Genomic DNA, 20728 nt, shown 5'->3' with positions numbered 1-20728 from the left:
AGCGGCACCGCGCCTACGCCCTGCGCCTGGCCGCGGCCACCACCGGCCGCACCGGCTCTGCCGGAGCGATCCTCAGCGCGGCCGGGTTCGCCCCCCCCCCCCCCCCCCCCCCCCCCCCCGGCCCGCCCCCCCCCCCCCCCCCCCCCCCCCCCCCCCCCCCCGTCGTATGAGCCCCCTCGGACGGGTTTCGCGCTCCGGTGGATTTCGGCCGGGCAACGTCTGTGTACGGGCGGCCAGTTGAGGTTCGGTCCGTCGAGCGCACGCCTCTCACCTGCGACATCGCTCCTCTCGCGGCGCGTTCTGATGCTGATGTGTCGTCAACGCGTCCGGGCGCCCGGTAAGAAATTCTTGTCCGAATCATTGACGCACCCCGAGGCCCTCCGTAGCTTGTGGCGGCAAGCGCTTACTTGAAACGATTCATGCAGCTGGCGATGATGCCGGGAAGGGGCCCGACTGTGGGAACCAGCAGGAATGTTGAGAGGCGTACGATCCTCAAGGCCGCCGGGGCGTCGGCGGCCGCGCTGGGGCTGGCCGCGACGACGGGCTGCGGTGGCGACAGCGGCACCTCCGCCGACGGGACGGTGACGATCCGTTACTCGTGGTGGGGTGCCGATGAGCGGGCCAAGAAGATCAACCAGACCATCAAGCTCTTCGAGAAGAAGTACCCGAAGATCAAGGTGAAGACGGACTTCCAGGACTACGTCTCATTCTGGGAGAAGTTCCAGACGCAGGCGGCCGGTGGAAATCCCCCGGACGTTTTCCAAAACGCCGTCACTTTCCTTCGGAAGTACGACAAGAGAAGCGTCCTGCTCGACCTCAAGTCCCAGATCGACGCGGGGAATCTGAGCCTCGGCAACTTCCGTGCGGGCGTCACCAAGGTCGGCGAGGTGGACGGCAAGCAGCTCGGCGTCCCCGTCGGCTCCAACACGATGGCACTGGTCATCGACAAGAAGGTCTTCCGGAAGGCGGGCGTCGAGCCGGCCACGGGCTGGACCTGGGACGACTACTTCAAGGCCCTCAAGACCGTCCACGACAGGACCAAGGTGCCGGGCGACACGGGCTACTTCAGCATCATGTACCTGTACGACCTGTATCTGCGGCAGAACGGAAAGGCGTTCTACACCAAGGACGGGCTCGGTTTCGACAAGGCCGATCTGACCGAGTGGTGGCAGGACGGCTACAGCCGCGTGAAGGCCGGCATCATCACCGATCCCAAGATCGTCGAGCAGGACCGGCCCAAGTCCTCCCTCTCCGCCGGCCATGGGGCCTCGGAATTCACCTGGGACAACTTCACCGTCCGCTACACGGCCGAGGGCAGCAGCGAGTACGGCCTCGCGCCGATCCCCACCATGGACGGAAAGCACACCGGGCAGTACCTGGCCTCCCTGATGCTGAGCGCCTCCGCACGTACCCAGCACCCCAAGGAAGTCGCCCAGTTCATCAACTTCATGGTCCACGACCCGGAAGTCGGCAAGATCATGGGCTACGACCGGGGCATCCTCGCCTCGACCCAGCAGTACGAGGCGTTCAAGCCGACCGACCCGGTCAACAAGGAGATCGCGCAGTACGAGGCGGACACCGCCAAGGCCGGCGTCCTCGGCGCGATCACCCCGCACCCCTCCGGTGCCGACACCATCGAGGCGGCCTTCCTGCGCATCGGCGGCGACCTGGCCCAGGGCAAGACGAAGCCCTCCGCCGCCGTGAAGCAGTTCTTCGACGAGTCGCAGGCCGCCTTCCAGGCGTAGGCGCTCCGCTGGGGGCGCGGTGGTTCGTTGAGTTTTGTCTGCTGCGCCGTCGTGGCTGGTCGCGCCCACGCGGCGGAGCCGCATATCGGGCACAGCCCCGCCCCCAAGGGGCGCCACGGCCCCCCGGCCCCGGAATTGATTGGGAAGCACCGTGACGCTCGTCAAGGAATCACCGCCCGCTGCCCGGAAGGCCCGTTCCGCCGCCCCTGCCGCCGTCAGGCAGCGGGGGCGGCGGGAGAACCTCGCCGGCTATCTCTTCATGTCCCCGTGGATCGCGGGCTTTCTGCTCCTGACCGCGGGCCCCATGGTCGCCTCGCTCTACTTCGCGTTCACCGACTACAACCTCTTCAACACCCCGAAGTGGGTCGGTCTCGACAACTTCACCAAGATGTTCGACGACCCCCGCTGGCAGAAGTCGGTGGAGGTGACGGCCAAATACGTCATCATCGGCACCCCGCTGAAACTGCTGCTCGCCCTCGGGGTCGCCCTGCTGCTCGCGCAGAGCCGCCGCGGACAGGCCTTCTACCGGGCTGCGTTCTACGCACCCTCGCTCATCGGCGCGAGCGTCTCGGTCGCCTTCGTCTGGCGGTCGATCTTCTCCGACGACGCCATCGTCGACCGTACGATGTCGGTCTTCGGCTTCCACGTCGGCGGCTGGGTCGGCAACCCCGACTGGATCCTCTACTGCCTGGTCGCGCTCACCGTCTGGCAGTTCGGCGCGCCCATGGTCATCTTCCTGGCAGGGCTGAAGCAGGTGCCCAAGGAGCTGTACGAGGCCGCCGAGCTGGACGGCGCCGGGGCCTTCCGCAAGTTCTGGAGCATCACGCTGCCGATGATCTCCCCGGTGCTGTTCTTCAACGTCCTGCTGGAGACCATCCACTCGTTCCAGATCTTCGGCTCGGCCTATGTCGTCTCCAACACCGCCTGCGGCCCGGCCGACGCCACGCTCGTCTACACCTGCTACCTCTACCAGCAGGGCTTCAGGAACGCCCAGATGGGCTTCGCCTCCGCGATGGCCTGGATGCTGCTGCTCGCCGTGGCCCTGGTGACCGCCGTCCTGTTCTGGTCCCAGAAGAAGTGGGTGCACTACGAGAACGACACGGAGGACGCCCGATGAGCGCCACCACCCCCGCCGCCCCGAAGCCGCTCGGCGGTCCCGGCCGCAGGCGCGCCGGCTCGCTCGCCTGGCACATCGGCTCGCTGCTGGTCCTCGCGGTCGTCCTGTATCCCGTCGTCTGGGTGATCGGCGCGTCCTTCAAACCGAGCAAGGACATCATCAACAGCCTTCAGCTGTTCCCCGCCCATCCCGTCCTGGAGAACTTCAAGGGCCTGGCCGACGGCATAGCCGACATCTCGATCTGGACGTTCTTCCAGAACTCCCTCCTGTACGCGGGAGGCGCCGTCGTCGGCATCCTGATCTCCTGCTCGCTGACGGCGTACGCCTTCGCCAAGATCAGGTTCGTCGGCCGGAACCTGCTGTTCTCACTGATGATCGGCACGCTCCTGCTGCCGTATCACGTGCTGCTGATCCCGCAGTACGTGATGTTCCAGAAGCTGGAGCTGATCAACACCTATGTGCCGCTGCTGCTCGGCAAGTACCTGGCCACGGAGGCCTTCTTCGTCTTCCTGATGGTGCAGTTCATGCGCAACCTGCCGAGGGAGCTGGACGAGGCCGCCCGGATCGACGGCTGCGGGCATCTGCGGATCTACTGGTCGATCGTGCTGCCGCTGTGCCGGCCCGCGCTCATCACCAGCGCCATCTTCACCTTCATCAACGCCTGGAACGACTTCATGGGCCCGCTGATCTACCTCAACGAGCCCGGCAAGTACACCGTCTCCCTCGGCATGATGATGTTCCGCGACTCCGACGGCGTCGCCGCCAACTACGGCGGGCTCATCGCGATGTCGCTGGTGGCGCTGCTGCCGGTGCTGCTGTTCTTCCTCGCCTTCCAGCGCTATCTGATCGACGGTATGGCGACCTCCGGACTGAAGGGCTGAGGCGGTCACCATGGCCGAAGTGCGGGTCAAGGCACACAAGGAGTCGGTTCTCGCTGAGCGGTTCGGGGTCTTCGCCGAGTCTCTGCTCACCGGGGTGTGGATCGCGGTGGCCTCGCTGGGAGTGGTGACCTTCCCGGCCGCCTTCGCCGCCGGGGCGCGGCATCTGCGCCGTCGTACCGGCCATGAGGGCGGTGGCCGGCGGGAGTTCGCCCGCGACTTCCGTGCGGCCGTGCGGGGCGGGTGGGTCGCCGGGCTCGCCGGGTGGGTCGCGGCGGGCCTGGTCTGGGTCGACGTCCAGGCCGCGCGCGCCGGGCTGCCCGGGGGGCCGTTCGTGGCGACCGTCGGCCTGTTCGCGCTGATCGGCCTCGTCGTGGCCGGGCTGCGTGCGGCGGCGGTGTGGGAGCCGGGGGCGGCCTGGCGGACGCTGCTCGCCGAAGCCGGTCGCCGAACCGTCCTCGATCCCGCTGGATCCTTCCTGCTCGTCGGCGGAGTGGTCCTCGTCGTCTGTTCCGCCCTGCTGATCGCGCCGCTGGCGGTACCCGTCCTCGGGGCCGTCGCGGCCGCGGCCGTCGCCGTGGAGGAGCGGTACCGGCGCCGCTGACGGGCGGTGCCTTCGTACCAGGTCGGCGCCCTGGGTGCCGTACCTCACGCTGTCATGCCCCTGACTAGCTGCACATGGAAGAAACGTCCCGCCGGAAAGGAAAGGCTGAACTCTCATGTCTCCCATCCCCCGCAGGTCCCTCCTCAAGGCGGCCGCCGTCGCCGGAGCCGCCGCGCAGTTCAGCTGGGCCCTAGGAGCCAAGGACGCGCAGGCCGCGCCCAGAGCCGAGGCCGCGGCCGCCGGTCCCGTGACCCTGGACTGGCTGGAGGACGGCGGCCTGGGGGCCGCGCCGGGCTCCACGGTCGGTGTCCCGTGGCCGAAGGGCGCCTTCCAGCCCGACCAGACGTTCGCGCTCACGGACGCGGACGGCAAGGCCGTGCCCGTGCAGTCCTGGCCGATCGCGTACTGGCCGGACGGCTCCCTCAAATGGTCGGCGCACGCGGTGAGTTCGGGCTCCGGCAAGCTCACCCTCGCGGCCGGTGACGCGGCGGCCCCCGACAAGAAGGTCACCGTCGACAAGAGCGGCGGCACCGTCGACGTGTCGACCGGCGTGATCACCGCGAAGATCGGCAAGAACGGCGCCACCCTCATCAAGTCGGTGACCCGCGGCTCGACGGAGATCGCCAGGAACGGGCGGCTCGTCCTGATCCGCCAGCCGGAGATCGAGGACGAGGACCAGGGCACGGTCAGGACCCAGCGCTTCGACGGCGCCATCGGCGAGGTGACGGTCGAGCAGGAGGGCCCGGTCCGGGCCGTCGTCCGCATCGACGGCAAGCACCGCAAGGGCGACCGGAGCTGGCTGCCGTTCTCCGTCCGGCTGTACTTCTACGCCGGGGCCGACTCATTCCGCATGGTGCACACCATCACCTACGACGGCACCCAGGAGCCCGGCAAGGCGAGCGGGGACTTCATCCGTGGGCTCGGGGTGCGCTTCAGCGTGCCGATGCGGGACGCGTCGTACGACCGGCACATCCGCATCGGCGGCGAGGGCACCGGACTGCTGCGTGAGGCGGTCAAGGGCATCACCGGCCTGCGCCGCGACCCGGGCGCGGCCGTGCAGGCGGCGCAGTACGCGGGCCAGAAGCTGCCCGACCCCGCCACCTGGGACCAGCGGGTGACGACCCGGCTGCAGTACATACCGGAGTGGGGCGACTACACCCTCTCCCAGCTCTCCGCGGACGGCTTCACGCTGCGCAAGCGCACCAAGAAGGGGTACGGCTGGATCGCCGCAGGCGGCGGCAGGCGCGCCTCCGGCTTCGGCTATGTCGGCGGCGCGAGCGGCGGATTCTCCTTCGGCCTCAGGGACTTCTGGGAGAAGCACCCCGCCCAGCTCGACATCCGCGACGCCCACACCGACGAGGCCGAGGTCACCCTCTGGCTCTGGTCCCCCGAGGCCCAGCCCATGGACCTGCGCTTCTACCACGACGGCATGGGCCAGGACACCTACGCCAAGCAGCTCGAAGGCCTCAACATCACCTACGAGGACTACGAGCCGAAGTTCGGCACCCCCTACGGCATCGCCCGCACCTCCGAACTCCTCTTCTGGGCCAACGAGTCGACGCCGGCCGCAGAGAAGCTCGCCCGACAGGTCGAGGCCGTACGCGTGCTGCCGCAGCTCGCCGCCCCGCCCAGGCAGCTCATCAAGGCCAAGGTCTTCGGCCCGGGCCTGTACTCCGAACCCGACCGCTCCACACCGGCCAAGGCCAAGATCGAGGACCATCTCGACTTCCTCTTCACCTACTACAAGGACCAGGTGGAGCAACGCCGCTGGTACGGCTTCTGGGACTACGGCGACTTCATGCACACCTACGACACCGTGCGTCACCAGTGGCGGTACGACGTCGGCGGCTACGCCTGGGACAACTCCGAGCTCTCGCCGGACATCTGGCTGTGGATGGCCTACCTCCGCTCCGGCCGCGCGGACATCTTCCGCTTCGCGGAGGCCCTCACCCGGCACACCGGCGAGGTCGACGTCTACCACCTGGGCGACTGGGCGGGCCTCGGCACCCGGCACGGCGTCCAGCACTACGCCGACAGCGCCAAGCAGCAGCGCATCGCCAACACCACCTACCGGCGCTACTACTACTTCCTCACCGCCGACGAACGCGTCGGCGATCTCATGCACGCCAACGTCGACTCCGACGAGACCTTCCTGATCCTCGACCCGCAGCGCAAGGTGCGGACGGACCCGTACACCCCGGACCGGCACGCCCTGTCGATCGGTTTCGGCACCGACTGGAGCGGTCTGGTGTCCGCGTGGCTGACCGAGTGGGAGCGCAAGGGCCCCAAGTGGGAGAAGGCCAAGGCGCGGGTGCTGTCGACGATGGAGGGCATCGCCGCGCAGCCCAACGGCTTCGTCCAGGGCAGCGGGCTCTACGACCTCGACACCGGCAAGTTCGCCGTCGCCTCGACACCCGTCGTCTCCGTCTCGCACCTCTCGGCCGTCTTCGGCCTCAACGAGCTGTGCGCCGAGCTCATCGACCTCGTCGACATGCCCGAGTTCAACCAGGCCTACTTCGACTACTGCCGGTACTTCAACGCCACGAAGGCCGAGCAGAAGGCCCGCTACGGCTCCGACTTCGGCACCCTGCTGCTGTTCCAGGGGCACTCGCGGCTCGACGCGTACGCCGCCGTCCAGACGGGTGACGCTGCGCTGGCCAGGCGGGCGTGGGCGAAGTTCTACAACTCGGACGGGTATACGGAGGCTTCGCCCTGGAAGACGGAGGCTTTGAGCGGGCCGCTTACTCTGGTTGCGGGGAGTGAATCGGCCTGGGTTTCGTCGAACGACACGGCGCTGTATGGCCTCGCGGCCATCGAGAACCTGGCCCTTCTCGGCGACAAGATGCCGTAGCGCTCGGCGGGAGCTGGGGAACTGCGCTCGTCTTTCGTCTGCAGGCCGTATGTGGCTGGTCGCGCAGTTCCCCGCGCCCCTTGAGGGGGCTTCAGTGCATGGTGGTCAGGATGTCCCGCACGCGCCGGACGTCCCGGATCCGCTGCTCGTACGTCGCACCGAGTGCGAGCAGCAACAGGCCGGCGAGTGCGAAAGGCACCCAGCGGGGGAGGGCGCCCGTCATCTGGACCAGGTAGGGGGCCAGTTCGTGCAGGGCGTCCAGGACCAGTACCGAGCCGCCCAGGACCAGGGGCGCCTGGAGGCGGTGGCGGGCGCCGAGGAGAGTGGTCAGCAGGGCCGCCGTGCCGAGCAGCAGCGGGCGCGTCCAGTGCGGGTCGTGCCAGGCCGCGGCGAGGCTCGGCAGCAGCGTGGCGGCGAGTCCGGCGCCGTACGCCGTCCACGAGGACGCCTGCGGATCGCGGGACCTGCGCCAGGCGCCGACACACAGCGCCGGCACGGTGACCAGGAGCGTGTACGCCTCGACGGTGCCGACGTCCCAGGCGGCCAGCCGGACCCAGCCGGCCAGCAGGAACAGGGCGGCGGCCGCACAGCCCGCGGGGCGGCGGTCGGAGCGTACCGCCGTGGCCGCCGCGATCACTCCGCACAGGGCAAGCACCAGGGCGAGCATCGGTGGGGCGGTGATCGCGAGGCCGACGGCCAGCAGTCCGGCGGCGGCCCCGGTCGCCTCGACCGGCACGCGCGCGTGGCTCTCGTCGAGGCGCGCGGCGAGCAGGGCCGCTGCCGCCGGGACCACCAGGACCAGCAGTGCCGTGTGCTGCGGTCGCCAGTCGGCCGCCAGGCCGGTCGCGCAGGCAAGGGCGGTGGCGTAACCGAGCGCGGCCGGGGCCGTGAAGGGCGCGAGATGCGGCCGCAGCGAGGCGGCGGCGAACAGTGCCGTCAGGACGGACAGCACGGTGAGCGTGGCCGGCTGGGAGGCCAGCGAGAGGAAGGCGAGGGAGACCGAACCGCCCACGGCGAGCGAGGTGCCGGTCACGGGCAGGAACCGGAAGGCCGCCGCCGCGAGCGCCGCTCCGGTCACCGCGCTCTGGAGCAACAGGGCGGCGGAGTAGGGAAGTTGGAAGACCGCAGGCAGCGTCATGACGGTGGCCCAGGCGAGGAGCGTCGCACCGGTCAGCGCCTGGGGCCTGCGGGTCTCAGCGCGGACCAGCAGGGCCAGCACGGCCGCGACGACCACCGGGCCGAGGAGCAACTGACCGGGATACGGCGGCCACGGCATGTGGACGGCCGCCGCGGCCCGCGCGTCCTGGGGCGCACCGGTCCACCAGCGCTCCGCCCAGCCCAGCGGGCCCAGCAGCGCGACCACGACCAGCGGCAGCGCACAGGCGACGGCGACTGCCTGCACCGCCGCGGAGGCCTGGACGAGGCCCCGCCGCACCGGCTCGGGCAGCCGCACCCGCAAGGCCGCCAACAGCGCGACACCACAGGCCAGGTACCCCGGTACGGTCCACCCGTCGGGCAGCGCCACCCGCAGCACGCCACCGACCGCCGCGACCAGGAGCAGACCGCCCGGAACCGCGTTGCCCGTCGCCACGGCCGGCTTCGGCAGCCGGCAGGCGGCGACCAGCGCGATCGCCGCCGCAAGGGTGAGGAGCGCCGCCGCACGGGCGGCGGCGCCCGGACCGGCCGCATCCCACGAGAGCCAGCCGGCCGTCAGTGCACCCAGGGCGCCCGTGCCGTACGCGCCGACGGCTGCGAGGACGCGTACGGACCTGGCGGTCACCCGGAGCGCCACACCTGCGTCGAACCCGGCCGTCACCAGCAGCGCGGCCGCGATCCCGGACGACCCCGCGGCGGCCGAGATCGCCCAGAAGAACAGCGGGAGTTGGGCCGCCGCCAGTGCGGCGGGCAGTGGCAGCCGCAGCTCCGCCGCACGCGGCAGCAGACCGTACGCCGCCCAGAGCCCCGCCAGCAGCGCCGACGCGACGGCCGTATATCCCGCGCCGTCCGTCCCCGTGAAGGCGACCTGCTGCAACGCGTACGCGTCCAGCACCGTCAGCGCCAGCCCCAGACCGGCCACCGACTCGGCAGTCGAACGCAGCCCGCGCCGCAGCAGGACGAACGGCGCACCGAGCGCGGCCACCGTGACCGCGCCGAGCACGAGGGCCCGCCCCGCGATACCGAGATGCCCCCAGCTGACCAGCGTGAACACCATCGCGGCGACGGTGAGCAGGACCCCGCCGAGCAGCAGCAGAAGGTTCTGCACGCCGGGCGCGGTGGCCTCCGGGGGGCGAGACGCCTCTACGGGCGACTGCGGTGCCTGCGGTGCCGGGTGCACGGGGCGCGCCGCCTGGAGCGCGGCGACCAGCCAGGCGCGGCGATGGAGCAACTGGGCCCGGCGGGCGTCCAGTTGCCAGAGCTCGGTGTCGAGGAGCCGCAACTCCTCGGCCGGGGGCGGAACATGCGTCATGCCTCGGAGTGTGGTCCGCGTCACGTCGCACGGCATGAGTGCGGGTACTCAGCCACGTACTCAGATCCCGCCACCCCGTGGCTCGGATGCGGGGGCGAAAGCCCTGGGTAGGAGCAGACTCCCACCATGGACTGGACGCACTACCGCTTCCGCAGCCTCTGGGCCCTGCCCGCCCCGGCCGCCACCGTGTACGAGGTGCTGGAGCGGGCCGAGGAGTACCCCCGCTGGTGGCCCCAGGTGCGGGAGGTGACCCGGCTCGACGACACCACCGGAGCCGTCCGGATCCGCTCCGTCCTCCCGTACGACCTGCACTTCACCGCCCGCGAGACGCGCCGCGACCCCGGCGCGGGCGTCCTGGAGATCGCCATGTCCGGCGACCTCGAGGGCTGGGCGCGCTGGACGATCACCACCGGGGGCGCCGGCACCCTGGCCCGCTTCGAGCAAGCTGTCGACGTGCACAAGCCGCTGCTGAGGCGGTTCGCCGTGCTGGGCCGGCCGATGTTCCGTGCCAACCACCGGTTGATGATGCGGGCCGGGCGGCGAGGCCTGGTCGCGTACCTGGAAGCGGTTTGAAGGAAACCCGTGAAGACCTGTATGGTTCAGTGCGTTCCCGGGCGATTAGCTCAGTGGGAGAGCGCTTCGTTCACACCGAAGAGGTCACTGGTTCGAACCCAGTATCGCCCACCCTGTCGATGGCGGTTCATGTCTGCAAGCAGCGCAGGCCCGAGCCGCCATCGTCGTGTTCTGCGCGGCTTCGCCGCGCGAGGCGGGGGCTTCGCCGCCCGCACCCCGACAGGCCGGTCCGCAGCAGCGGACCGGCTTTGTGCATGTCGGCCTGCATCAAGCCGCCGCCGGAAGATCCGGCCGCAGCGGCCATGCCGGGTTCACGATCTCCTCCGTGCCGCTCTTCGCGAACCACGCCTGCAGCCCGCGCGCCTGGGCCGCGTGCCAGGTGGTCTGCAGGGCGTGCAGTTCGGCGGGGGACAGGCGCTCCAGCCGGGCGGCGAAACGACGCCCGAGGGCCCGTACGACGTCCAGCGCGGCCAGGGCGTCCGCCGCCGCGTCGTGCGCACCCTCCAGCGTGACGCCGTAGTGCGCGCACAGATCGGTCAGGGTGCGGCGGCCCTTGCGGTAGCGGTCCAGGTGCTTGTCGAGGACCCGAGGGTCGAGCACCCGCAGCGTCGACGTCTCGAACCAGCGGTCCAGCGAGGAGGCGCGATGGCGGCGCAACTCGCGGTCCAGGAGCGTCAGATCGAACGGCGCGTTCATCACCACGAGCGGACGGGCCATCGCCGCCTGCTCCGCCAGTTCCTCGGCTATCTCGTACATCACCGGCGCCGGCCAGCGGCCGTTGCGCTGCAGGTGTTCGTCCGTCAGCCCGTGCACCGCCGTCGCCGCCTCCGGCACCGGCACACCCGGGTTGACCAGCCAACGGGTCATCCGGGGCCGGCTGCCCGGGGCGTCCTGGACGACGACGGCGGCCGACACGATCCGGTCGGTCTCGACGTCGACACCCGTGGTCTCCGTGTCGAAGGCGGCCAGGGGCCCCTCGTACCAGGTCGTCATGCCTATGCAACTCCTCGTTCACCCACGGCAGCTGACGTCCCGTCTTCTGCCTGTTTGGTGATACCCGGGCTGTTTGCGCCGTACGCCGGAAGGACACAACAGGAGTACGGGTCTTTGCAGTTCAGAGGCCCGCAGCGGGGAATCACTTGGCGTGGAAGGCTGTTGGTCATGGCGATAGCGCAGCCCGAGCGGGGCGGGCTGCTGCCCGAACGTGCGGGCCCCCTTCGCGGCACACTCGCCACCACCGCCTGCATGGAGACACTGCAGGTGGGATATCTGCACGCCGTCGCCGCGGCGGCCGGCTGCTCGCTGTCGCAGCCGTTCCCGGACAACGGCATCGACTGGCACGTCAGTCACGGCTCGCCCGGCCACACCGTCGACGACGAGGTGACCATCAAGGTGCAGCTGAAGTGCACGTACCAGGTCGCGCCGAACCCGCCGGGACGTTTCTTCTCCTTCACGCTCGACAACGACCATCTGCGCAAGCTCGCGCGCACCCCCGTCTCGGTGCACAAGATCCTGGTCGTGATGCTCGTCCCGAGATCCCAGGACGACTGGCTGCGTGCCAGCCACGACCGTCTCGACCTGCGGCACTGCTGCTACTGGGTCAACCTGGCCGGCCAGCCGGTCACCGGGCGGACCAGGACCACCGTGCGGATACCGACCTCACGCATCTTCGACGACCGGGCGCTGTGCGAGATCATGACGCGGGTCGGGGCCGGAGGCAGACCATGACGCACCGCCCGCTGGAGGAGCCGCTGCGGCCCGTCAGGCCGCACCCGGTCGAGGCCTCCTGGCACCGTCCCCCCGAGCCCGACGAGGTCGACCCCGCCGTGCTCAGCGCCCTGCTGCACCGGCACGGCTGGGAGCGGCGCGGCGGAGCCGCCGGACGCTACGGCCGCTGGACCCCGCCCGGCCCCGGCGGCGGCGGGACGAGCCTGCTCGTACCCGAGAGCCGCGCCTTCCCCGACAGCGACGACCTGCTCGGCGAGGCGCTCGTCGCGCTGACCCGCAGCGGCACGCCCTCCGCCCGCGAGGTGCTGGTCGGGCTCGCCGTGCCCAGCGACGAGATCCGCTGGTGGCGGGATGCGCCGAGCGGCCCCGCGGGCTCCGCGCCCTGGGTGGTCGAGGAGCAGCTGCGCGCCTGCGCCCGCCAGATGCTGCTCGCCGGAGCGCTCGCCACACGCGCGCGTGCGGGCTACTACGGCGCCCGGCACCGCCGTGCCGCCGCCGCGCTGCTGGAGAGCGTCCTCGTGGGCTCCGCGGCCGGCGGTGGCCGGCTGACCGCCTTCGTGCCCGTCGGCACGGGCCGGCAGCTCCCCGTACGCCTCCACCAGGCCCTGTACGCCGCCCGCGAGGCCATCGACTACCAGCGGGCCACCGGCGGCATGGACGCCTTCGACGGCGCCGTCGAGGCGGGCGTCAGCCGTGAGCTCACCGAGGCGCTGATCGCCCTGGTGCGCGGTACCGAGGGCGCCAGGATCGCCGTCGAGTGGGCACCGGCCGCCGGGGTGCCCGAGGACTGCGTGGCGGGCCTCGAGCCGGTGGAGTTCTCACCGGGCGACCTGCCCGTGCTGCGCGAGGCCGGCGCCCGCTATCTGCGCGAGGAGCCGTCCGTGCCCGTGCGGATCACCGGCACGGTGGTGCGGATGCGCAGGTCGGGACCGCGCGGGGAAGGCAGCGTACGGCTGCGGGTGATCGCGGGAGCCGAGGTACCGCACGTCCGGATCACGCTGGACGAGGAGGACTACCGCATCGCCGGGCACGCCCACCTCGTGGGGCTGCCCGTGCGGCTGCACGGGCGGCTGGAGAGCCGGGGCGGCTTCCGGCGGCTGACCGGGGCGACCGGGGTCGCACCGGTGCAGGTGGAGGAGGCGGAGCGGGACCGCCTGATGAAGTCGATGCAGGAGCACGCGGAAAAGGGCGACTTCTTCGAGGAGGCGTGCACCGGGGAGGACGACGACTGAGCGCGGGCCTGTCTGCACGAAGGGCGACCGTTTCGCGGTCGGCGGGTCGGGGTCGGTACGATCCCCTATTGCGCGCGCTCCTGGTATGGCGCCGCAACCACCTTCAGTCAGGAGAGACCGGTGTCAGACGTCCGTGTGATCATCCAACGCGATTCCGAGCGGGAAGAGCGCGTGGTGACGACGGGCACTACGGCCGCCGAGCTCTTCGCCGGCGAGCGCTCGATCGTCGCCGCGCGCGTGGGCGGCGAGCTCAAGGACCTCGCCTACGCGCCCGCCGAGGGCGAGGTCGTGGAGCCCGTGGAGATCTCCTCCGAGGACGGCCTCAACATCCTGCGCCACTCCACCGCGCATGTGATGGCGCAGGCCGTGCAGGAGCTGTTCCCCGAGGCCAAGCTGGGCATCGGCCCGCCGGTCAAGGACGGCTTCTACTATGACTTCGACGTCGAGAAGCCGTTCACGCCCGAGGATCTCAAGGCCATCGAGAAGAAGATGCAGGAGATCCAGAAGCGCGGACAGAGGTTCGCCCGTCGTGTGGTGACCGACGAGGCGGCCCGCGAGGAGCTGGCGGACGAGCCGTACAAGCTGGAACTGATCGGCCTCAAGGGCTCCGCGTCGCACGACGACGGCGCGGACGTCGAGGTCGGCGCCGGTGAGCTGACGATCTACGACAACCTGGACGCCAAGACCGGCGAGCTGTGCTGGAAGGACCTCTGCCGCGGTCCCCACCTGCCCTCCACCCGCACGATCCCGGCGTTCAAGCTGATGCGCAACGCGGCCGCCTACTGGCGCGGCAGCGAGAAGAACCCCATGCTCCAGCGCATCTACGGCACCGCCTGGCCGTCCAAGGACGAGCTCAAGGCCTACCTCGACTTCCTCGCCGAGGCCGAGAAGCGCGACCACCGTAAGCTCGGCAGCGAACTCGACCTGTTCTCCATCCCGGAGCAGATCGGCTCCGGCCTCGCCGTCTTCCACCCCAAGGGCGGCATCGTCCGCCGTGTGATGGAGGACTACTCGCGCCGCCGGCACGAGGAGGAGGGCTACGAGTTCGTCTACACCCCGCACGCCACGAAGGGGAAGCTCTTCGAGACGTCCGGGCACCTGGACTGGTACGCCGAGGGCATGTACCCGCCCATGCAGCTCGACGAGGGCGTGGACTACTACCTCAAGCCCATGAACTGCCCGATGCACAACCTGATCTTCGACGCGCGCGGCCGCTCCTACCGCGAACTGCCGCTGCGCCTCTTCGAGTTCGGGACCGTGTACCGGTACGAGAAGTCGGGCGTCGTGCACGGCCTGACCCGGGCCCGCGGCTTCACCCAGGACGACGCGCACATCTACTGCACCCGTGAGCAGATGTCGGAGGAGCTCGACAAGACGCTCACCTTCGTCCTCGGCCTGCTGCGCGACTACGGCCTGACCGACTTCTACCTGGAGCTCTCCACCAAGGACCCGGAGAAGTTCGTGGGCTCGGACGAGGTCTGGGAGGAGGCGACCGAGACCCTGCGCCAGGTCGCCGAGAAGCAGGGCCTGCCCCTGGTCCCCGACCCGGGCGGCGCCGCCTTCTACGGTCCGAAGATCTCCGTCCAGACCAAGGACGCCATCGGCCGCACCTGGCAGATGTCGACGATCCAGCTCGACTTCAACCTGCCGGAGCGCTTCGACCTGGAGTACACGGGCCCGGACGGCTCCAAGCAGCGCCCGGTCATGATCCACCGCGCGCTGTTCGGCTCGATCGAGCGGTTCTTCGCGGTGCTCCTCGAGCACTACGCGGGCGCCTTCCCGGCCTGGCTGGCCCCGGTCCAGGCGGTCGGCATCCCGATCGGTGACGGGCACGTGGAGTACCTGGAGAAGTTCGCCGCGGCCGCGAAGAAGCAGGGCCTGCGGGTCGAGGTCGACTCGTCCTCCGACCGCATGCAGAAGAAGATCCGCAACGCCCAGAAGCAGAAGGTGCCCTTCATGGTCATCGCGGGCGACGAGGACATGTCGGCCGGTTCCGTCTCCTTCCGCTACCGCGACGGCTCGCAGGAGAACGGCATCCCGTTCGACGAGGCCATCGCGAAGATCGCCAAGGTCGTGGAGGACCGGACGCAGGTCTGACCGTCCGGTCCGGCCGGCCCGGTCCGCCGGTGTCCGAGGGCCCTCGGGAGGTTCAGCCTCCCGGGGGCCTCTCGTCGTCCTCGCGGGCGAAGACCTGCAGCAGCCAGGAGGCGAAGGTGCCGGTCACCGCGGCGAGCAGGGCCAGCCCGACGGCCATCATCCCGACCGCGATCAGCCGTCCCAGCGGTGTCACCGGCGCGATGTCGCCGTAGCCGACGGTCGTCAGGGTCGCGCAGGTCCACCACACGGCGTCCCCGAACGTCCGCATCGACGCACCCGCCGCCCCGCGTTCCTGCTGGTAGACGGCGAGGGCACCGGCGAAGCCGAGCAGTACCGTGGCCAGCCCGGCGTACACGATCACGCGCGCGTGCAGCGCGAGCCGCGGCCTGCCGTGCCGCCGCTGCACGGCCTCGTAGACCTTGACCACCCGCAGGGGCCGCAGCAGGGGCAGGACGAGCACCACCGTGTCCAGCCAGTGCCTGCGTACGAAGCCCAGCCACCGCCCGCTCAGCCACCAGCGCACCGCGTAGTCCACGGCGAACAGCGCCCAGGCGGCCAGCAGGGCCGCGAGGCACAGGTCCTGCCAGACGTCGGGGAGGCGGGGGGCCAGGACGCGGATCGCGTAGGCGGCGAGGAAGACCAGGGATGCCAGGGCGAGCGGAATCTCCGTGCGCTGCTCCCAGCGGGTGCTGCGACTGTCATCGTCCACCGGCCCAGCTTGGCCCGGCGGGCTTCTGCCGCAACCCCGCCGACACGCCGCGAACGGGCGACGCCATATGCTGCATGGCATGACGAGTGAGCCGGAGCAGCAGTTGGGAGTAGGGGTCCAGGACGCGTTCCAGCGCCTGTGGACGCCCCACCGGATGGCCTACATCCAGGGTGAGAACAAGCCGACCGGCCCCGGTGCCGACGACGGCTGCCCCTTCTGCTCCATCCCGGCCAAGTCCGACGAGGACGGGCTGGTCGTCCGGCGCGGTGAGCAGGTCTACGCCGTGCTCAACCTCTACCCGTACAACGGCGGCCACCTCATGGTCGTCCCCTACCGCCATGTCGCCGACTACACCGACCTCACGGACCCCGAGACCGTCGAGCTGGCCGCGCTCACCAAGCAGGCCATGACGGCCCTGCGCACCGCCTCCGGTGCCCACGGCTTCAACATCGGCATGAACCAGGGCACGGTCGCAGGCGCCGGCATCGCGGCCCACCTCCACCAGCACATCGTCCCGCGCTGGGGCGGCGACACGAACTTCATGCCGGTCGTCGGCCACACGAGGGTGCTGCCGCAGCTGCTGGCGGACACCCGGAAGATGCTGGCGGAGGCCTGGCCCTCGGCGTAAGCCCTACGCGTCGCGCACCTTCTACGCCTCGTACACGTCCGCTTTCTTGGGCGTGGGGTCCTGGATCTGCGTGCTCAGGAACGCCGACCTGGTGCCGAACTTCTCCGTGTCCACGCCGTTCTCCTCGAGGACCCGTATCGCCGCCGCATGCACCACCCGCAGCACCGGCGTGGCGGCGCGCAGCGCGTCGTCGGCCATGAAGCGGTGGCGCCAGGGCTGGTCGGCCCAGGCGTGCCGGAGGCCGAAGGGCTCGGGCAGGGTTATCGTGCCGCCCAGCCAGTTCAGCAGGGGCGGGTACCAGGAGATCGGGGCGCGGACGGCCAGTCGTACGACCTCGTCGGTGGTCACCAGCGGGAGGGTCACCTTCCGGGTCTCCCACGGCTTGAACGACTTCTGGACCTCCTTCGTCGGCGCCTCGGGCTTGCTGGTGAACAGGGAGTTCACGGGACCGAGCGCATGCCCGGTGACCTCGATGCGCAGCGTCTCGTGCAGCACGGTCACCGTGATCATCATGGTGATGACCAGCTGCCCGTCCCACAGGGTCCACTGCACGCCCAGATAGTGCCGGTCGCCCGCGCCGAACTGCTGCTTGTTGCAGATGTCCTGTATCGCGTGGGACTTGACCTGGTACGCGTCCACGTCCGTGCCCTCGGGGCGGGACACCTCCTTCGCGCCCTCGCCGATCGGCGTGACGATCCAGTGCCGCACGGAAGGGGTCGGGAAGCCGCCGGTGTTCAGCGTGTTCCGCTCCAGCATGCGCAGCTGGTCGTGGATCGAGCGGATGACGTCCCAGCTGCGGAAGGGGTGGATCTCCCGGGTCGGGTCGGCGGGCACCAGGTCCTCCGCGAGCTGCCAGCTGCCCCAGCGGGTGCCCATCCCGAGGATGCCCTTCGGACCGGCGTAGAACACGGAGTTGGACTGCTGCTCGGCGCTTAGCTTGGCCAGCGACTGGCGCAGCGCGTCCGCCTTCGTCTCGCCCGGGCTGGTCGGCACCGCCTCGGGCACCTTGGCGCCGATGCTGCTGCCCGCCAGCAGGCTGTCCCAGCGCTCCCGCAGGTCCTTGGCCGTCCGCTCGCAGATCTGCCGGGCCCAGAACCAGCCGACGACCGGCATGATCACCGAGGCCCGCGCGTACCAGGCCCAGAAACCCGTGAACGGCATGCGGATCAGGAAGATCACGGCGAGCGCGCCCACCGCCACCAGCAGTGTGGTGGCCATCGCGCCGGCCCGCTTGTCGTCGCGCTTGGCGACGGTGGTGCGGATCGAGAAGACCAGTAGCCAGACGAGGAGGCCGGGCAGGAACAGCAGGCCGCACAGCACCATCACGATGCTCAGCAGATTGTCCCGGTCCTTGCGGATGTTGTTCGCCGCCAGGCAGTGCTCGACGACGACCGGGGGCTCGGCGCCGAAGGACTGGATGAGCGGCTTGCGGTCGGGGCCCACCATGCGGTCCACCACTGCCCGCGAGAAGGCCTCACCCAGGTTGGGCCGGAATATCCGCGCCCACTTCAGGCCCGGTTTGACGGTGGTCTGATGCCACTCGTTGTCGGCCTTCTTGATGTCCGCGACCGGGTTGTCCCGGTAGGCCGCGGAGGCCAGCGCGAACGTGGCCGTCTGGCCCTCGTTGCCCGTGCGGGGCACCTGAGGGCCGAAGATGTCCCCGTAGCCGCTCTCAACGGTCATTCCCGCCCCCGATCGCCGCCGACGTCGCTTCTGCGGCTTTCCCGACTTCTTTGCTCCGCACACCTGTTGATCAGGTCGTCACGGTGTTCGTCCGACAACTTGATCAGGGCATCAGCGTATCCGCAGGCACTGACATACGTCGGCGGACGGCCGAAGCCGCCCGCCGACGGAGGGGAGCGTTCCACAAAAGCGACTTGGCGGCGCCCGGCGCCAACTACGAGGCGGCGCGCGCCTCTTCACGGATCCTTTCCGCGATCTGCGGGGGCATCGGCTCGTGCCGTGCGTAGGAGCGGTTGAAGCGCGCGGTGCCGTGCGAGAGGGAGCGCAGGTCCACGGCGTACCGGCCGATCTCGATCTCGGGCACCTCGGCCCGGATGAGTGTGCGGTTCCCGGTGGTCTGTTCCGTGCCGAGTACCCGGCCGCGCCGTCCGGACAGGTCGCTCATCACGGCGCCCACGTACTCGTCGCCGACCAGGACGGTCACCTCGGCCACCGGTTCCAGCAGATGGATCTTCACGTCGGCCGCCGCCTCCCGCAGCGCCAGCGCACCGGCCGTCTGGAAGGCCGCGTCCGAGGAGTCCACGGAGTGCGCCTTGCCGTCCACCAGGGTCACCCGGACGTCGATGAGCGGATAGCCCGCGGCAACTCCCTTGGCCGCCTGGACCCTTATGCCCTTCTCGACCGACGGGATGAACTGCCGCGGTACCGCGCCGCCGACGACCTTGTCCACGAACTCGATGCCCGAGCCGCCGGGCAGCGGCTCCACCTCGATCTCACAGATCGCGTACTGCCCGTGTCCCCCGGACTGCTTGACATGGCGACCGCGGCCCGCCGACTTGCCCGCGAACGTCTCCCGCAGGGAGACCTTGTGCGGGATCACGTCGACCTGGACGCCGTAGCGGCTGCGCAGCCGTTCCAGCGCCACGTCCGCGTGCGCCTCGCCCAGACACCACAGCACCACCTGGTGGGTGTCCTGGTTCTGCTCGAGCCGCATGGTCGGGTCCTCGGCGACCAGCCGGGAAAGACCCTGCGAGAGCTTGTCCTCGTCCGCCTTGCTGTGCGCCTGGATGGCGAGCGGCAGCAGCGGGTCGGGCATCTGCCAGGGCTCCATGAGCAGCGGGTCGTCCTTGGCCGAGAGGGTGTCGCCGGTCTCCGCGCGGTTCAGCTTCGCCACACACACCAGATCGCCCGCGATGGCGTGCGTCACGGTGCGCTGCTGCTTGCCGAAGGGGGTGGACAGCGCGCCGATGCGCTCGTCGACGTCGTGGTCCTCGTGCCCGCGGTCCGCGAGCCCGTGCCCGGACACATGCACCGTCTCGTCGGGGCGCAGCGTGCCGGAGAAGACGCGGACCAGCGAGATCCGGCCGACGTAGGGGTCGGAAGTGGTCCGTATGACCTCGGCGACCAGCGGGCCGTCCGTGTCGCAGGCCTTCACCTCGCGCGGCTTGCCGTCGATCGTGGTGACCCCGGGCGTGGGGTGCTCGAACGGAGTCGGGAAACCGCCCGTGATCAACTCCAGCAGCTCGACGGTGCCGAGGCCCTGCCTGGCGCCCTCGGCCGCGGGGGCGGCGGCCAGGACCGGGAAGAAGACCCCGCGTGCGACGGCCCGCTCCAGGTCCTCGACGAGCGTCTTGAAGTCGATCTGCTCGCCGCCCAGATAGCGGTCCATGAGGGTCTCGTCCTCGCTCTCCGAGATGATCCCCTCGATCAGCCGGTTGCGGGCCTCCTCGATGCGCGGCAGCTGGTCCTCGCCCGGCTCCGACTCCTTGCGCTCGCCGGACGAGTAGTCGAAGACCTTCTGCGACAGCAGCCCGGTCAGCCCCGTCACGGGCGCGTGCCCGTCCGGACCCTGCGGGCCGTGCAACGGCAGGTAGAGCGGGAGCACGGCGTCGGGGTCGTCACCGCCGAAGGCCTCCGCGCAGGTCCGCGTCATCTCCTCGAAGTCCGCCCGGGCGGCCTCCAGGTGGGTGATCACGATCGCCCGTGGCATGCCGACGGCCGCGCACTCCTCCCACACCATGCGGGTCGAGCCGTCCACGCCGTCGGAGGCCGAGACGACGAAAAGGGCCGCGTCCGCGGCTCGCAGACCGGCCCGCAGCTCCCCGACGAAGTCGGCGTATCCGGGGGTGTCGAGAAGATTGACCTTGATGCCGTCCCATTCGACCGGCACCAGGGAGAGCTGCACCGAGCGCTGCTGCCGGTGCTCGATCTCGTCGTAGTCGGAGACGGTGCCGCCGTCCTCCACGCGGCCCGCCCGGTTCACTGCTCCCGCGGTGAGCGCGAGAGCTTCCACCAGTGTCGTCTTGCCCGATCCGCTGTGGCCGACCAGCACCACATTCCGTACGGACGCGGGGTGGTCGGCCGCCGTAGCCCTGCCGGCGGCTCCGGGGTGTGCGCTTGCCTTGTCGCCCATGGC

General features: G+C 70.4%; 15 protein-coding genes and 1 tRNA gene. 11 read left to right on the top strand and 5 right to left on the bottom strand.

Features of this window, described 5'->3' with window-relative positions; all coding sequences use genetic code 11:
- Nucleotides 1-455: 455 nt before the first annotated feature.
- The 5 genes from ACIBW9_RS36580 (at nucleotide 456) to ACIBW9_RS36560 (ending at nucleotide 7195) form a co-directional block, all read left to right on the top strand.
- Nucleotides 456-1745: an ABC transporter substrate-binding protein gene (locus tag ACIBW9_RS36580; RefSeq protein WP_398961416.1), complete on the top strand. Its 1290-nt coding sequence runs from the start codon at nucleotides 456-458 to the stop codon at nucleotides 1743-1745.
- 151 nt (nucleotides 1746-1896) lie between these two features.
- Nucleotides 1897-2862, top strand: coding sequence for a carbohydrate ABC transporter permease (locus ACIBW9_RS36575; protein WP_398961414.1), 966 nt, complete (start codon nucleotides 1897-1899; stop codon nucleotides 2860-2862).
- Nucleotides 2859-3743 (top strand): carbohydrate ABC transporter permease, encoded by an 885-nt coding sequence (locus ACIBW9_RS36570; RefSeq protein WP_398961413.1) that lies wholly within the window; start codon nucleotides 2859-2861, stop codon nucleotides 3741-3743. Before ACIBW9_RS36575 ends, ACIBW9_RS36570 begins: the two co-directional genes overlap by 4 nt.
- 10 nt (nucleotides 3744-3753) lie before the next feature.
- Nucleotides 3754-4344 (top strand): hypothetical protein, encoded by a 591-nt coding sequence (locus ACIBW9_RS36565; protein ID WP_398961411.1) that lies wholly within the window; start codon nucleotides 3754-3756, stop codon nucleotides 4342-4344.
- Nucleotides 4345-4459: 115 nt separating this feature from the next.
- Nucleotides 4460-7195: a Tat pathway signal sequence domain protein gene (locus ACIBW9_RS36560; RefSeq protein WP_398961409.1), complete on the top strand. Its 2736-nt coding sequence runs from the start codon at nucleotides 4460-4462 to the stop codon at nucleotides 7193-7195.
- Nucleotides 7196-7286: 91 nt separating this feature from the next.
- On the opposite strand, the gene ACIBW9_RS36555 is transcribed toward ACIBW9_RS36560, so the two are convergent.
- Nucleotides 7287-9698, bottom strand: a complete 2412-nt coding sequence (locus ACIBW9_RS36555; RefSeq protein WP_398961407.1) for an SCO7613 C-terminal domain-containing membrane protein — start codon at nucleotides 9696-9698, stop codon at nucleotides 7287-7289.
- A 90-nt stretch (nucleotides 9699-9788) separates the two neighbouring features.
- Between ACIBW9_RS36555 and ACIBW9_RS36550 the strand changes: the two genes are divergently transcribed.
- Together ACIBW9_RS36550 and ACIBW9_RS36545 are read left to right on the top strand one after the other, a co-directional pair.
- On the top strand, nucleotides 9789-10235 hold the full coding sequence (locus tag ACIBW9_RS36550; RefSeq protein WP_398961406.1) for an SRPBCC family protein: 447 nt from the start codon (nucleotides 9789-9791) through the stop codon (nucleotides 10233-10235).
- A gap of 39 nt (nucleotides 10236-10274) precedes the next feature.
- A tRNA-Val gene (locus ACIBW9_RS36545) sits at nucleotides 10275-10346 on the top strand.
- 156 nt (nucleotides 10347-10502) lie between these two features.
- On the opposite strand, the gene ACIBW9_RS36540 is transcribed toward ACIBW9_RS36545, so the two are convergent.
- The gene (locus ACIBW9_RS36540; RefSeq protein ID WP_398961405.1) at nucleotides 10503-11228 is read right to left on the bottom strand and encodes a 3'-5' exonuclease; all 726 of its coding nucleotides are present in this window, start codon (nucleotides 11226-11228) and stop codon (nucleotides 10503-10505) included.
- A gap of 168 nt (nucleotides 11229-11396) precedes the next feature.
- Between ACIBW9_RS36540 and ACIBW9_RS36535 the strand changes: the two genes are divergently transcribed.
- The 3 genes from ACIBW9_RS36535 (at nucleotide 11397) to thrS (ending at nucleotide 15292) form a co-directional block, all read left to right on the top strand.
- Entirely contained in the window at nucleotides 11397-11963 is a 567-nt protein-coding gene (locus ACIBW9_RS36535) for a DUF4365 domain-containing protein (RefSeq protein ID WP_266953551.1), read from the top strand.
- Entirely contained in the window at nucleotides 11960-13195 is a 1236-nt protein-coding gene (locus tag ACIBW9_RS36530; RefSeq protein ID WP_398961403.1) for a hypothetical protein, read from the top strand. Before ACIBW9_RS36535 ends, ACIBW9_RS36530 begins: the two co-directional genes overlap by 4 nt.
- Before the next feature lie 120 nt (nucleotides 13196-13315).
- Nucleotides 13316-15292 carry a threonine--tRNA ligase gene (gene thrS / locus ACIBW9_RS36525; RefSeq protein ID WP_398961401.1) on the top strand — a complete coding sequence of 659 codons (1977 nt, stop codon included), beginning with the start codon at nucleotides 13316-13318 and terminating at the stop codon, nucleotides 15290-15292.
- Between the two features lie 52 nt (nucleotides 15293-15344).
- Here the strand turns inward: thrS and ACIBW9_RS36520 are convergent, their stop codons facing one another.
- The gene (locus ACIBW9_RS36520; protein ID WP_398961400.1) at nucleotides 15345-16001 is read right to left on the bottom strand and encodes a potassium channel family protein; all 657 of its coding nucleotides are present in this window, start codon (nucleotides 15999-16001) and stop codon (nucleotides 15345-15347) included.
- A 67-nt stretch (nucleotides 16002-16068) separates the two neighbouring features.
- Between ACIBW9_RS36520 and ACIBW9_RS36515 the strand changes: the two genes are divergently transcribed.
- The gene (locus tag ACIBW9_RS36515; protein ID WP_398961399.1) at nucleotides 16069-16629 is read left to right on the top strand and encodes an HIT family protein; all 561 of its coding nucleotides are present in this window, start codon (nucleotides 16069-16071) and stop codon (nucleotides 16627-16629) included.
- A 21-nt stretch (nucleotides 16630-16650) separates the two neighbouring features.
- On the opposite strand, the gene ACIBW9_RS36510 is transcribed toward ACIBW9_RS36515, so the two are convergent.
- Nucleotides 16651-18312 (bottom strand): hypothetical protein, encoded by a 1662-nt coding sequence (locus ACIBW9_RS36510; RefSeq protein WP_398961397.1) that lies wholly within the window; start codon nucleotides 18310-18312, stop codon nucleotides 16651-16653.
- Between the two features lie 214 nt (nucleotides 18313-18526).
- Complete coding sequence (locus ACIBW9_RS36505) at nucleotides 18527-20725, bottom strand: elongation factor G-like protein EF-G2 (RefSeq protein ID WP_398961395.1); 2199 nt, start codon at nucleotides 20723-20725, stop codon at nucleotides 18527-18529.
- Nucleotides 20726-20728 lie beyond the last annotated feature (3 nt).

It is taken from the genome of Streptomyces sp. NPDC049541, from assembly GCF_044465725.1.
Taxonomy (GTDB): Bacteria; Actinomycetota; Actinomycetes; order Streptomycetales; family Streptomycetaceae; genus Streptomyces.
Note: the sequence above shows the minus strand (reverse complement) of the source record. Positions and strands in the feature narration are given on the sequence as shown.

Coding starts and splice junctions, on each gene's coding strand:
- ACIBW9_RS36570 (WP_398961413.1), top strand. CDS start 2,859: ATGAGCGCCACCACCCCCGCCGCCCCGAAGCCGCTCGGCGGTCCCGGC.
- ACIBW9_RS36565 (WP_398961411.1), top strand. CDS start 3,754: ATGGCCGAAGTGCGGGTCAAGGCACACAAGGAGTCGGTTCTCGCTGAG.
- ACIBW9_RS36560 (WP_398961409.1), top strand. CDS start 4,460: ATGTCTCCCATCCCCCGCAGGTCCCTCCTCAAGGCGGCCGCCGTCGCC.
- ACIBW9_RS36555 (WP_398961407.1), bottom strand. CDS start 9,698: ATGCCGTGCGACGTGACGCGGACCACACTCCGAGGCATGACGCATGTT.
- ACIBW9_RS36550 (WP_398961406.1), top strand. CDS start 9,789: ATGGACTGGACGCACTACCGCTTCCGCAGCCTCTGGGCCCTGCCCGCC.
- ACIBW9_RS36540 (WP_398961405.1), bottom strand. CDS start 11,228: ATGACGACCTGGTACGAGGGGCCCCTGGCCGCCTTCGACACGGAGACC.
- ACIBW9_RS36535 (WP_266953551.1), top strand. CDS start 11,397: ATGGCGATAGCGCAGCCCGAGCGGGGCGGGCTGCTGCCCGAACGTGCG.
- ACIBW9_RS36530 (WP_398961403.1), top strand. CDS start 11,960: ATGACGCACCGCCCGCTGGAGGAGCCGCTGCGGCCCGTCAGGCCGCAC.
- ACIBW9_RS36515 (WP_398961399.1), top strand. CDS start 16,069: ATGCTGCATGGCATGACGAGTGAGCCGGAGCAGCAGTTGGGAGTAGGG.
- ACIBW9_RS36510 (WP_398961397.1), bottom strand. CDS start 18,312: ATGACCGTTGAGAGCGGCTACGGGGACATCTTCGGCCCTCAGGTGCCC.
- ACIBW9_RS36505 (WP_398961395.1), bottom strand. CDS start 20,725: ATGGGCGACAAGGCAAGCGCACACCCCGGAGCCGCCGGCAGGGCTACG.